We start from the raw sequence: 12,727 nt of genomic DNA, 5'->3' as shown, positions 1-12,727 counted from the left end.
AATTGTCACAATCAAGTCATATCGTGTTCATGCGCGCTGCAGATACTGGCCCCCGTTCCCTCTCAGCACCCCCATTCCAGCTAGGAGCAAGGCATGAAATTGAAGCGTTTGATGGCGGCCCTTACCTTTGCCGCCGCTGGCGTTGCAACCGCCAACGCAGTGGCCGCTGTCGATCCTGCTATCCCGACCTACACCAAGACCACGGGTGTTTCGGGCAACCTCTCCAGCGTCGGCTCCGATACCCTCGCGAACCTGATGACCCTGTGGGCCGAGGCTTACAAAAAGGAATACCCGAACGTCAACATCCAGATTCAGGCAGCGGGCTCTTCCACGGCGCCACCGGCGCTGACCGAAGGTACCGCCAACCTCGGCCCCATGAGCCGCAAGATGAAGGACGTCGAATTGCAGGCGTTCGAGCAGAAGTACGGCTATAAACCGACCGCCATCCCGGTTGCGGTCGACGCCCTGGCGGTGTTCGTGCACAAGGACAACCCGATCAAGGGCCTGACCATGTCCCAGGTCGATGCCATCTTCTCCTCGACTCGTTTGTGTGGTGGCAAGGCCGAGATCAAGACTTGGGGCGATGCCGGAGTAACCGGCGACCTCGCCAACAAGCCGATCCAGCTGTTCGGCCGCAACTCGGTGTCCGGCACTTATGGGTACTTCAAGGAAGAAGCCCTGTGCAAAGGGGACTTCAAGCCCAACGTCAATGAGCAACCCGGTTCCGCCTCCGTGGTGCAGTCCATCAGCTCGTCGCTCAATGGCATTGGCTACTCGGGCATCGGCTACAAGACGGCCAGCGTCAGGACCGTGCCGCTAGCCAAGAAAGACGGCGGCGAGTTCGTCGAGGACAACGAGACCAACGCCCTGAACGGCAGCTACCCGCTTTCGCGCTTCCTGTACGTTTACGTCAACAAGGCACCGAACAAGCCGCTGGCCCCGCTGGAGGCCGAGTTCGTGAAGCTGGTACTGTCGCAGGCCGGCCAGCAGGTGGTCGTCAAGGATGGCTACATCCCGCTGCCTGCCAAAGTCGTCGACAAGACCCTGGCCGACCTGGGCCTGTCCCACGCCGGCAACGTCGCCAAGCAGTAATCGAACCCTGCAGGGGCAAGCCGTTGGGCTAGCCTCTTCAGCACTCCCAGCCCGGGGCCAGCCTTACTGTGCTTCGGGCTTTCGTGCGTCACTGCATTGTCATGTTTTTGTCATACGGGACCGCTAGGGTGTGCCCCATGAATGATCTGGCCAACTCCACAATGACCCAAGATTCCCAGCCTGCACGCATCGATTTCAACACCCCGCAGTTGCAGCGCAAGCGCCGCCTGCGTGCGCTCAAGGACCGCCTGACGCGTTGGTACGTGCTGGTGGGTGGGCTGGCAGTGCTGGCTGCGATCACCTTGATCTTCTTTTACCTGGCGTACGTGGTACTGCCGTTGTTCCAGGGCGCCGAGCTGACCAGCAGGCAGGCATTGCAGCCTGCCTGGCTCAAAGAGGAGGCGGGCAAGCCGTTGATGATCGCCCTCGAGGAGCAGAACCTGGTTGGCATGCGGGTTTCGGACAAGGGCCAGGTGCTGTTCTTCGATACCAAGACCGGCGCAGCGCTCGAACGCGTCGACTTGCCCATCCCTGCCGGCGTACAGGTGTCTTCGATCGGTACCGACCAGCCAGGCAGCCCGATGGTGATGCTGGGGTTGTCCAATGGCCAGGCGTTGGTGTTCACCCATACCTACAAGATCACCTACCCCGGCAACAAAAAAACCATTACGCCGGCCATCGACTACCCCTATGGCGAACAGCCTTTCGTGCTGGATGAGCAGGCGCGGGCGCTGGAGCACGTCAGTGCCAGTGTCAATGGCGACACGTTGTTGCTGGCAGGCTCTACGGGTGCGCACCTGCAGGTCCTCGCGTTGACGCGCAGCGAAAACATGCTGACCGCCGAAGTCACGACCGAGCAGACCCGTATCGAGTTGCCGCAAATGACCGAAACGGTGAAGAACATCTTCATCGATCCGCGCCAGCAGTGGCTGTACGTGATCAACGGTCGCGCCACTGCCGACGTGTTCAGCCTGCGCGACAAGAGCCTCAACGGGCGCTATTCCCTGGCGCAGAGCGCCGATACCGAAGTGACGGCCACTGCCCAACTGGTAGGTGGCATTTCACTGATCATCGGTGACTCGCACGGTAGGCTGGCTCAGTGGTTCATGGCCCGTGACCCGGACGGGGAGTCTCGTTTCAAGCAGATTCGTACCTTCCAGTTGGGCACGTCGCCCATCGTGCAGATCGACGCCGAGGAGCGTCGCAAGGGCTTCATCGCCCTGGACGCAGAAGGCAAGCTGGGTGTTTTCCACAGCACGGCGCACCGTACCCTCCTGGTCGAGTCCGTGGCCCAGGGCCCGGGTATCCTTGCCCTGTCACCGCGCGCCAACCGCATCATGATCGAAGAGCCCGGCAGGTTGTTGCCATTGAAGCTGCACAACCCCCATCCGGAAGTGTCCTTCAGCGCGCTGTGGGGCAAGGTGTGGTACGAGAATTACGACGCGCCCAAGTACGTGTGGCAGTCGACCGCGTCCAATACCGATTTCGAGCCCAAGCTGAGCCTTTCGCCCCTCACGTTCGGTACCCTCAAGGCGGCCTTCTACGCCATGATCCTGGCCGCGCCGCTGGCCATTGCCGCCGCGATCTATACGGCCTACTTCATGGCCCCTGGCATGCGCCGCAAGGTCAAGCCAGTAATCGAACTGATGGAGGCGATGCCCACGGTCATTCTGGGGTTCTTCGCGGGGCTGTTCCTGGCGCCGTACCTGGAAGGCCATCTGCCAGGGGTCTTCAGCCTTTTCCTGCTCATGCCGGTCGGCATCCTGCTGGCAGGGTTCACCTGGAGCCGGCTGCCTGAATCCATTCGTCTGCGGGTACCGGATGGCTGGGAGGCGGCGATCCTGATCCCGGTCATTCTGCTCACCGGCTGGCTTGCCCTTGGCATGAGCCCACACCTTGAAAGCTGGTTCTTTGGCGGCGACATGCGCCTGTGGATCACCAATGACCTGGGTATCACCTATGACCAGCGTAATGCACTGGTGGTCGGGATCGCGATGGGCTTTGCCGTCATTCCCAACATCTACTCGATAGCCGAGGACGCCGTCTTCAGCGTGCCGCGCAGCCTGACGCTGGGCTCCCTGGCGCTGGGGGCAACACCTTGGCAGACCCTCACCCGAGTGGTGATCCTGACCGCCAGCCCCGGCATCTTCTCGGCGCTGATGATCGGCATGGGCCGGGCCGTCGGTGAAACCATGATCGTGCTGATGGCCACCGGCAACACACCGGTGATGGAGATGAACCTGTTCGAAGGCATGCGCACGCTGGCTGCCAACGTGGCGGTGGAAATGCCGGAATCCGAAGTCGGGGGCAGCCACTACCGAGTGCTGTTCCTCGCCGCGTTGGTGCTGCTGATGTTCACCTTCGTCATGAACACCTTGGCCGAGCTGATTCGCCAGCGTCTGCGCAAGAAATACTCGTCGCTTTGATAGAAAGGTAGCGATCCGTGAAAAAGGATTCCCTCAAAGGCTGGTTCAAGAGCGGTGCCCCCGGTGTCTGGATGAGCGGCGGCGCCGTGGCCATGGCGGTGATCATGACCGTTGGCCTGCTGGCTGTGATCGCAGTACGCGGCTTGGGGCATTTCTGGCCGGCCGATTTGATTCAGGCCAGCTACGCCGTGCCGGGCCAGGCCCAGCAGACGGTCATTGGCGAAGTGGTACAGCAGGAAGAAGTACCGCGTGCGCGCCTCAAGGGCGCCGGCTTGCCAGTGCCTGACCAGGGTCCGGAGTTCATGACGCGCGAATTGATCAAGGTCGGAAACCGGGACCTCAATGGCAGCGACTTCACCTGGGTCGTGGGCGACTGGCTCGTCGATCAGCAGCGCCCCGAGCAGCTGATGGCCCTGGAACGCCGCGAGTGGGGCAACTTCTATGGCTACCTGGTGAGCGTCAAGGAACAAGGCCGGGTGGTGGCAGAAGGGGCGGCGGCCTGGGGTGAGCTGCAAGCGCGGCTGGCCCGGGCCAGCGAGCTCAACAAAACGCTGCAGGCGCTGGAGAAGAAAGACATCGGTGCCATCAATCATGGCCTGGAGCGATTGCGCCTGCAGGCGCGCAAGCTCGAGCTCGAAGGCAAGCTGGACGCAGCGGCCCAGGCTGACATCGAGGCTGACCGTGCCGAGCTCAACAGCCGCTACACGGCCATCGAAGATCGCCTGTCCACGCTTCACCGGGATTTTGCCCGCGACACGCTGGTCGCGCGCGATGGCAATGGCCGTGAAGTCGAGATCAACCTAAGCAAGGTAGTCCATGCCATCCAGCCCAACGGCATGTCGACCCTGGCCAAGCTGGGGGCTTACTTTGCCAAGGTGTGGGAGTTTCTCAGCGACGACCCGCGTGAGGCCAACACAGAGGGCGGTATATTCCCGGCTATCTTCGGCACTGTGATGATGACCCTGATCATGGCCGTGATCGTCACGCCCTTTGGCGTGCTGGCAGCGGTCTATTTGCGCGAGTATGCCCGGCAGGGGCCGGTGACGCGCCTGATTCGCATCGCGGTCAACAACCTTGCCGGTGTACCGGCCATCGTCTACGGCGTTTTCGGCCTGGGCTTCTTCGTGTACGTGCTGGGCGGCTCGATCGACCGTCTGTTCTTTGCCGAAGCCTTGCCGGCGCCCACGCTGGGCACGCCGGGCCTGTTGTGGGCGTCACTGACCCTGGCATTGTTGGCGGTGCCGGTAGTGATCGTGGCCACCGAGGAGGGGTTGGCGCGCATTCCGCGCACCCTGCGCGAAGGCTCGCTGGCATTGGGTGCCACCAAGGCCGAAACGTTGTGGAAGATTGTTCTGCCCATGGCCAGCCCGGCCATGATGACCGGCATGATCCTGGCCGTGGCCCGGGCTGCGGGTGAAGTCGCACCGCTGATGCTGGTGGGGGTGGTCAAGCTCGCGCCATCGCTGCCGGTGGATGGCAATTACCCCTACCTGCACCTGGATCAGAAGATCATGCACCTGGGCTTTCACATCTACGACGTAGGCTTCCAGAGCCCGAACGTGGAGGCGGCGCGGCCACTGGTATACGCAACGGCATTGCTGCTGGTGATGGTCATCGCGACACTGAACCTGTCGGCCGTGTGGATCCGTAACCACCTTCGTGAGAAATACAAGGCGCTCGACAGCTGAGCCAGGCGTCGAACGTTCAAGCGGCGTCGCCGACGCGAAGCGGCCGCTTCGTCCCAACGTGCCACTGGCGGCCATACGCCGGCAGCACCCAATGGAGTGAGACCATGCAGCAACAATCGCCTACCCACGGCATCGACATGTCCGCGCTGGGCCGCAGCAAACAGGGCCTGCGCCTGGCCGAGGAAACGGTCGCCATCGAAGTGCCTGGGCTGAGCCTGTTCTACGGCGACAAGCAGGCCCTGTTCGATGTCAGCATGAATATTCCCAAGCAGCGCGTGACGGCGTTCATTGGCCCCTCCGGGTGCGGCAAGTCCACCTTGCTGCGGACCTTCAACCGCATGAACGACCTGGTCGACGGCTGTCGTGTGCAAGGCGCCGTCAACCTGTACGGGCATGACATCTACCGCAAGGGCGAGGACGTGGCCGAGCTGCGCCGCCGCGTGGGCATGGTGTTCCAGAAACCCAACCCTTTCCCCAAGACCATCTACGAGAACGTGGTCTATGGCCTGCGGATTCAGGGCATCAACAAAAAACGTGTCCTGGACGAGGCCGTCGAGTGGGCCCTCAAGGGCGCGGCGCTGTGGGACGAGGTCAAGGACCGCCTGCACGAGTCGGCGCTGGGCCTGTCCGGTGGGCAGCAGCAGCGCCTGGTCATCGCCCGCACCATTGCGGTCGAGCCCGAGGTACTGTTGCTGGACGAGCCTTGCTCGGCGCTGGACCCGATTTCCACGCTCAAGGTCGAAGAGCTCATCTACGAATTGAAAAGCAAGTTCACCATCGTCATCGTGACCCACAACATGCAGCAGGCGGCCCGCGTATCGGATTACACCGCCTTCATGTACATGGGCAAACTGGTGGAATTCGGTGACACCGATACCCTGTTCACCAACCCCGCCAAGAAGCAGACAGAAGACTACATCACTGGCCGGTACGGCTGAAGAAGCACCGCGCACTGCTGCTGGCCGCGTGAAGGCACTCGGCGCAGCGCAGGGGCACGCCTCGAACGACTTGAAGCTCGCAGCCAGCAGCTTCGCGGAGCCACAGCATGATCAACAAAGAAAGCCTGACGCATCATATTTCCCAGCAGTTCAACGCCGAGCTCGAAGAGGTACGCAGCCACCTGCTGGCCATGGGTGGGCTGGTCGAGAAACAGGTCAACGATGCGGTCACTGCGCTGATCGAGGCCGATTCCGGCCTGGCTCAGCAGGTGCGCGAGGTCGACGAGCAGATCAACCAGATGGAGCGCAACATCGACGAGGAATGCCTGCGCATTCTGGCGCGTCGTCAGCCGGCAGCATCGGACCTGCGCCTGATCATCAGCATCTCCAAGTCGGTGATTGACCTCGAGCGTATCGGCGACGAGTCGACCAAGATCGCCCGGCGGGCCATCCAGCTCTGCGAGGAGGGTGAATCGCCGCGGGGCTATGTGGAGGTGCGGCACATCGGCGATCAGGTGCGCAACATGGTACGCGATGCACTCGACGCCTTCGCCCGCTTCGATGCCGACCTGGCCTTGTCAGTGGCTCAATACGACAAGACCATCGACCGTGAGTACAAGACAGCCTTGCGTGAGCTGGTGACCTACATGATGGAAGATCCCCGTTCGATCTCCCGTGTGCTGAGTGTGATTTGGGTCCTGCGTTCGCTGGAGCGGATCGGCGACCATGCACGCAACATCTCCGAACTGGTGATCTACCTGGTGCGCGGCACCGATGTACGCCACATGGGCCTCAAGCGCATGACAGCGGAGGTGCAGGGTCGCGCCAATGCCGAGGGTGAAATACCTAATGTTCCAGCCGAAGCGGACGATAAATAAAGTTCTCTCCGAGCATCGACGCCCGGCTTGTGCCGGGCGTTTTCGTTAGTACGCCTGGAGGTGCCAGAGACCATCGACCGGCTGTAGACGACCCGGCGTGACACAGGTGGTAGCAAGTGGCCAGCAAATGGCAGTAGGCTAGTCGGGTTCAGAAGGAGTATCGATGAGTAAAGTGAATGTGCTGGTGGTGGATGACGCGCCATTTATCCGTGACCTGATCCGTAAGTGCCTGCGCAACGCGTTCCCGGGCATGACCGTGGATGACGCCGTCAACGGTCGCAAGGCCATGACCCTGTTGGGCAAAGAGACGTTCGACCTGGTGCTGTGCGACTGGGAAATGCCGGAAATGTCGGGCTTGGAGCTGCTCACCTGGTGCCGTCAGCAACCTGAGCTCAAGGGCCTTCAGTTCATCATGGTGACCAGCCGTGGCGACAAGGAAAATGTCATCCAGGCGATTCAGGCCGGCGTGTCGGACTTCGTCGGCAAGCCGTTCACCAACGAGCAGTTGCTGACCAAGGTCAAGAAGGCCCTGGCCAAGATCGGCAAGCTCGACAGCTTGATGAGCCCAGGGCCTGCGCGGGCCAATGCCGCGTTCGCCAACGACTCGCTCAACGCCCTGACCGCTGGACGGCCAGAAGCCGTCAAGGTAGCTGCGCCAGCACCTGTGCCTGCCAAGGCGGCCGCCACCCCTGCCAAGGCCAGCGCAGCGACACCCGCACCCAGCGGTCGCGGCCAGGGCCAGCTGCGTTTGGCGAGCGGCATGCAAGCCTGCGTGATCAAGGCCTTGAGCTTGAAGGAAGCCCTGCTGGTCGTACGGCGCAGTGAGACACTGCCGCAAGTGCTCGAAGGCGCTGTGCTGAACCTGGAGCAGGGCGAGAACGCGGAAATCGCGCGTTTGAATGGTTACCTGCACGCGGTGGCGGCCTTCGAGCCCAAGCCTGACAGCGACTGGCTGCAATTGACGTTCAAGTTCGTCGATCAAGACGCCCAGAAGCTGGACTACCTGTCCCGCCTGATCGCCCGCGGCACTGCCCAGAAGCATTTCACGCCAGGGGCCTGACGGGCCGCCGCAACAGCGAGCTGGCCAGCAGCATCCGACCAACTGTCATGGTGATCAGGGTGTCTGCTGCTAGGCTTGGACAGGTCCTTCACTGTCAAAAAGCCACCATCATGCATTCACGCCTGCTGCTATGTGCGTTAACCCTGGTCAGCGCCTCTAGCCTGGGCGTGACGCTGCACCCAGTCACCGATGAAACGGGAAGGGTGTCCTATGCGCAGCGACCCGGCCCGGGCATCAAGCCCACGGTCGTGGATGAGTCCACCGTGGAGATCAACGAACACGATGTGCGTCTCAACGCGATCGTGTTCCAGGGCGGCGTGAGCTTCTCGGCCCGCAACGAACTGCCGGTCGCCGTGCAGGTGGAACTGCGCCTGGATAACCTGGTTAACGCGCAGGGTGGCGACGCGCCGCGGACCGTGCGGCGTCTGTTGCCGCCGCGTTCGACCCAAGTGCTCAGCATCGTCCGGGGCCAGCCAGGCAAGCTGCTCAACTACCGCTCCACACTGCTGCAGGCCATGGGCGACCCCGGCAAGCGCCCACAAGGTTATCGCTATGCGTTTCCATGGGTAGGTGGGCCGTTTCGTGTGAGCCAAGGGCCCAATGGCAGGTTCAGCCACTTCGGGCCCAAGGGGCGCTATGCAATGGATATCGCCATGCCCGAGGGCACCACTATCGTGGCGGCACGCGAAGGGGTGGTGGTGAGCACGCGCAGCGAGCAGAGCGGGCGAGGGGACAATCCCTCGGGCAACTTTGTCCGCATTCTGCACCCTGACGGCACCATGGGGGTGTACCTGCACTTGATGCGCGGGTCGATCGTGGTCGCGTCCGGGCAGCGTGTGCGCCAAGGGCAGGTGTTGGCCAAGTCGGGCAATACGGGTAACAGCACCGGGCCCCATCTGCACTTCGTGGTTCAGCGCAATGTGGGGCTGGCGCTCGAGTCGATTCCCTATCGGTTCGACCGGCCGATCAGTGGGTTGCCCGACTACACCGCAGGCAACCCCTGATCAGGGCTTGATCGGGGCAGGGCGTCAATGTGCTCAGTCCAGCTTGAGCACTTTGGCCAGCACGATCTTGGGGCCTTTCATTTTCTTGACGATGATGCGCAGCCCTTCGACCTCGAGCACCTCTTCTTCTTCCGGTACGCGCTTGAGCGTTTCGTAGACCAGGCCGGCCAGAGTCTCTGCCTCGATATGGTCCAGGTCCACGCCCAGCAAGCGCTCGACCTTGAACAGCGGAGTATCGCCGCGCACCAGCAGCTTTCCTGGCTGATAGGCCAGGATGCCGCGCTCGGTCTTGCGGTGTTCGTCCTGGATGTCGCCCACCAGCACTTCCAGCACATCTTCCATGGTCAGGTAACCGATGACCTTGCCATCGGCCTCCTCGACCAGCACGAAGTGCGCACCGCCCTTGCGGAACTGCTCGAGCAATTGGGACAGCGGCATGTGCCTGGAAACGCGCTCCAGTGGGCGAGCCAGGTCTTCCAGGTCAATGGCTTCAGGCAGGTGTTCGAGTTCGGCGAGTTCGAGTAGCAGGTCCTTGATATGCAGCAGGCCCGTGAACTCCTCGCGCTCGGTGTCGTACACCGGGTAGCGGCTGAACTTGTGACGGCGGATCAGGGCCAGTATCTGCTTGAGCGGGGCATGGGCGTCGATGATGACCATGTCTTCGCGAGAGTTGGCCCAGTCCACTACTTCCAGCTCACCCATTTCCACCGCGGACGCCAGCACGCGCATGCCTTGATCGCTTGGGTCCTGGCCGCGGCTGGAGTGCAGGATCAGCTTGAGCTCCTCCCGGCTGTAGTGGTGCTCGTGGTGCGGGCCGGGTTCGCCTTGGCCGGCAATGCGCAGGATCGTGTTGGCGCTGGCATTGAGCAGGTAGATGGCCGGGTACATCAGCCAGTAGAACAGGTACAGCGGTACCGCGGTCCACAGCGACAACAGTTCCGGCTTGCGAATGGCCCAGGATTTGGGCGCCAGCTCACCCACCACGATGTGCAGGTAGGAGATCACGAAGAAGGCGACGAAGAACGAGACGGCCTTGATCAGCTCAGGGGTATCGACGCCAAAGTAGGCCAGCAGCGGTTCGAGCAAGTGCGCGAAGGCCGGCTCGCCCACCCAGCCCAGCCCCAGCGAGGCCAAGGTGATGCCGAGCTGGCAGGCAGAGAGGTAGGCATCGAGCTGGTTGTGAACCTTGCGCAGGATGCTGCCGCGCCAGCCGTGCTGCTCGGCGATGGCGTCCACGCGGGTTGCGCGCAGCTTGACCATGGCGAACTCGGCGGCAACGAAGAAGCCGTTGAGCAGCACCAGAACCAAAGCAAAAATGATCATGCCGAAATCGGCGAACAGGGAGGTGAGGCTGATACCAGGGGAAGGGTCCATGATGGAGTTTTTACGGGATCCGTCTTGAAGATGAGAAAAGTGCCGGCTCCAGCCGGCGCAAGGGATCAAATGTAGCGGCTAGGGCGGCAAAAGCAAAGGGTGAGCACTTGATCGGTGCTGCAAAGTGGCCCGAACGGCCTCAAACCTTACCTGTGACCTGTTGCGCCACTGCAAAATGGCAGGTGAAGGTGCTGCCGTGGCCTGGCACGCTACTGATCTCCAGGCGCCCGCGGTGGCGCATCAGCACATGCTTGACGATGGCCAGCCCAAGGCCCGTGCCACCGGTATGAGATGCACGGCTCGAATCCACCCGGTAGAACCGCTCCGTCAGCCGTGGCAGGTGCTTGGCATCGATGCCGGGCCCTGAGTCTTGCACCGACAGATGGGCGCCTTGGGCATCGGCCCACCAGCGAATGCGAATGCTGCCCTCGTCCTGCGTGTACTTGACGGCATTGAATACCAGGTTGGAGAACGCGCTGCGCAATTCCGACTCGCTGCCCTTGAGCCAGATGCCTGGCTCGGCCTCCAGGGTAATGCGCTGATTACGCGGCCCGGACAACGCTTGCGCGTCTTGCTTGATCGCACTGAGCAGGGTGTCCACGGCCACTGGCTGGTTGTCGGACGGGTAGTCGGTGGCCTCCAGCTTGGCCAGCAGCAGCAGGTCGTTGAGCAGCGTTTGCATGCGCGAGCCCTGTTGGCTCATCTGCTGCAACGCGCGGCGCCAGCGGGGGTTCACGTCCTCGACGTTATCCAGCAGGGTTTCCAGGTAGCCGGCAATCACGGTCAGCGGCGTTCGCAGTTCGTGGGACACGTTGGCCACGAAGTCCTTGCGCATCTGTTCGAGCTGGTGGATGCGGGTGACGTCCCGAACCAGCATCAGGTGTTCGTTGTTGCCGTAGCGTGTGATGTGCAGTTGCACCCGCATGCGATCGTTGATGGGGGATGGAATCTCCAGTGGCTCGACATAGTTTTCGGTTTCGAAGTATTCCTTGAAGCGCGGGTGCCGCACCAGGTTGGTCACCTGCTGGCCGCCGTCCTGGGGTGTCTTGAAGCCCAGGAGCGTCTCGGCTGCGCGGTTCCACCACTCCAGGTTGCCGTGGCTGTCGAGCATGATCACGGCGTCGCGCAGCGCTGCGGTGGATTCCTGCACCCTGTCGATCACCGCTTGAAGCCTGCCACGCACACGCTGGTCGCGGCGTTGCAGATGGTAGATGCTGTCGAACACCTCGCCCCATAGGCCGTAGCCGTCAGGCGGTGCTTCGTCCGGTTGGTGATTGCGCAGCCAGGCATGCAGGCGCAGCAGTTGCTTGAGCGTCCAGCCCAGGTAGAGAGCCAGGCCAATGGCCAGGCTCCAGCCATAGTAGTCGCTGACCAGGCCACCGATCAGGCAAAGGGTGATCAACAGCAGCAGGTGGCGAATCAAGGTCGCATGCCAGTTCTGGTTCAATTGGGGATCCTTCGAATCCAGCGATCAACAGCAAGCACGAACCTGCATGCAGAAGCGGATCGGTAGCGCGTTCACGTCCATTCGACGGCTTTGAGCCGAGTGCTGCGTTTCAGGTCAGACCTTGGTCGAAAAGCGGTAGCCTGTGCCGCGAACCGTTTGTACCAGGTTTTCATACGCCTCACCCAGCGCCTTGCGCAAGCGGCGAATGTGGACATCGACCGTGCGTTCCTCGACATAGACATTGCCCCCCCATACCTGGTCCAGCAACTGGCCGCGGGTATAAGCGCGTTCCTGATGGGTCATGAAGAATTGCAGCAGGCGGTACTCGGTGGGCCCCATCTCGGCCGGCTTGCCATCGATGGTGACGCGATGGCTGATAGGGTCCAGCAGCAGTCCGCCGACCTCGATCGGCGTCTCGCCATCACTGGGGCCGGTACGTCGCAGCACGGCCTTGAGGCGGGCTACCAGCTCACGCGGCGAAAACGGCTTGGTGATGTAGTCGTCCGCACCCACTTCCAGGCCTTGGATCTTGTTGTCTTCCTCGCCCTTGGCGGTGAGCATGATGATCGGAATGTCCCCGGTCAGCTCGTCGCGCTTGAGCCGCCGGGCCAGTTCGATGCCCGAGGTGCCGGGAAGCATCCAGTCCAGCAGAATCAGGTCCGGCTTACGGTCGACGATGATGGCATGGGCCTGTTGGGAGCTTTCTGCTTCCAGGCACTCATAACCTGCCATCTCCAGGGCCACGGCAATCATCTCGCGGATGGGCGCCTCGTCGTCGACGATCAGAATATTCCTGCCAGCCATGCTCAAAACCTCTCCT

At 62.1% G+C, this 12,727-nt stretch carries 10 protein-coding genes; 7 read left to right on the top strand and 3 right to left on the bottom strand.

All coding sequences use genetic code 11. The annotated features are described in order from the left end of the window. The first annotated feature begins 93 nt into the window (after positions 1-93). From CWR53_RS22290 to CWR53_RS22260, 7 genes are all read left to right on the top strand, one after another. A complete protein-coding gene (locus tag CWR53_RS22290; RefSeq protein WP_100852508.1) occupies positions 94-1,092 on the top strand; it encodes a phosphate ABC transporter substrate-binding protein PstS in 999 nt (332 codons plus the stop codon). A gap of 137 nt (positions 1,093-1,229) precedes the next feature. Further along, positions 1,230-3,518 (top strand): ABC transporter permease subunit, encoded by a 2,289-nt coding sequence (locus CWR53_RS22285; protein WP_058602752.1) that lies wholly within the window; start codon positions 1,230-1,232, stop codon positions 3,516-3,518. Positions 3,519-3,589: 71 nt separating this feature from the next. Next, positions 3,590-5,206: a phosphate ABC transporter permease PstA gene (pstA, locus tag CWR53_RS22280; protein ID WP_181405499.1), complete on the top strand. Its 1,617-nt coding sequence runs from the start codon at positions 3,590-3,592 to the stop codon at positions 5,204-5,206. Positions 5,207-5,310: 104 nt separating this feature from the next. Next, positions 5,311-6,144 (top strand): phosphate ABC transporter ATP-binding protein PstB, encoded by an 834-nt coding sequence (gene pstB, locus CWR53_RS22275; RefSeq protein WP_100852507.1) that lies wholly within the window; start codon positions 5,311-5,313, stop codon positions 6,142-6,144. Between the two features lie 107 nt (positions 6,145-6,251). Beyond that, positions 6,252-7,022: a phosphate signaling complex protein PhoU gene (gene phoU, locus CWR53_RS22270; RefSeq protein WP_058602755.1), complete on the top strand. Its 771-nt coding sequence runs from the start codon at positions 6,252-6,254 to the stop codon at positions 7,020-7,022. A 163-nt stretch (positions 7,023-7,185) separates the two neighbouring features. Further along, positions 7,186-8,082, top strand: a complete 897-nt coding sequence (locus CWR53_RS22265; protein ID WP_100852506.1) for a response regulator — start codon at positions 7,186-7,188, stop codon at positions 8,080-8,082. Positions 8,083-8,192: 110 nt separating this feature from the next. After that, entirely contained in the window at positions 8,193-9,086 is an 894-nt protein-coding gene (locus CWR53_RS22260; protein ID WP_058638816.1) for a M23 family metallopeptidase, read from the top strand. 33 nt (positions 9,087-9,119) lie between these two features. Here CWR53_RS22260 and CWR53_RS22255 read toward each other — a convergent pair whose 3' ends face one another. The 3 genes from CWR53_RS22255 to phoB form a co-directional block, all read right to left on the bottom strand. After that, on the bottom strand, positions 9,120-10,460 hold the full coding sequence (locus tag CWR53_RS22255; protein ID WP_100852505.1) for a hemolysin family protein: 1,341 nt from the start codon (positions 10,458-10,460) through the stop codon (positions 9,120-9,122). Positions 10,461-10,599: 139 nt separating this feature from the next. Continuing rightward, positions 10,600-11,907: a phosphate regulon sensor histidine kinase PhoR gene (gene phoR, locus CWR53_RS22250; protein WP_100852504.1), complete on the bottom strand. Its 1,308-nt coding sequence runs from the start codon at positions 11,905-11,907 to the stop codon at positions 10,600-10,602. 114 nt (positions 11,908-12,021) lie between these two features. Further along, the gene (gene phoB / locus CWR53_RS22245) at positions 12,022-12,711 is read right to left on the bottom strand and encodes a phosphate regulon transcriptional regulator PhoB (RefSeq protein WP_023532543.1); all 690 of its coding nucleotides are present in this window, start codon (positions 12,709-12,711) and stop codon (positions 12,022-12,024) included. Between the last annotated feature and the right edge of the window lie 16 nt (positions 12,712-12,727).

This window comes from Pseudomonas sp. SGAir0191 (assembly GCF_002812565.2).
GTDB lineage: Bacteria > Pseudomonadota > Gammaproteobacteria > Pseudomonadales > Pseudomonadaceae > Aquipseudomonas > Aquipseudomonas parafulva_B.
This window is presented reverse-complemented; position numbering and strand designations above follow the sequence as displayed.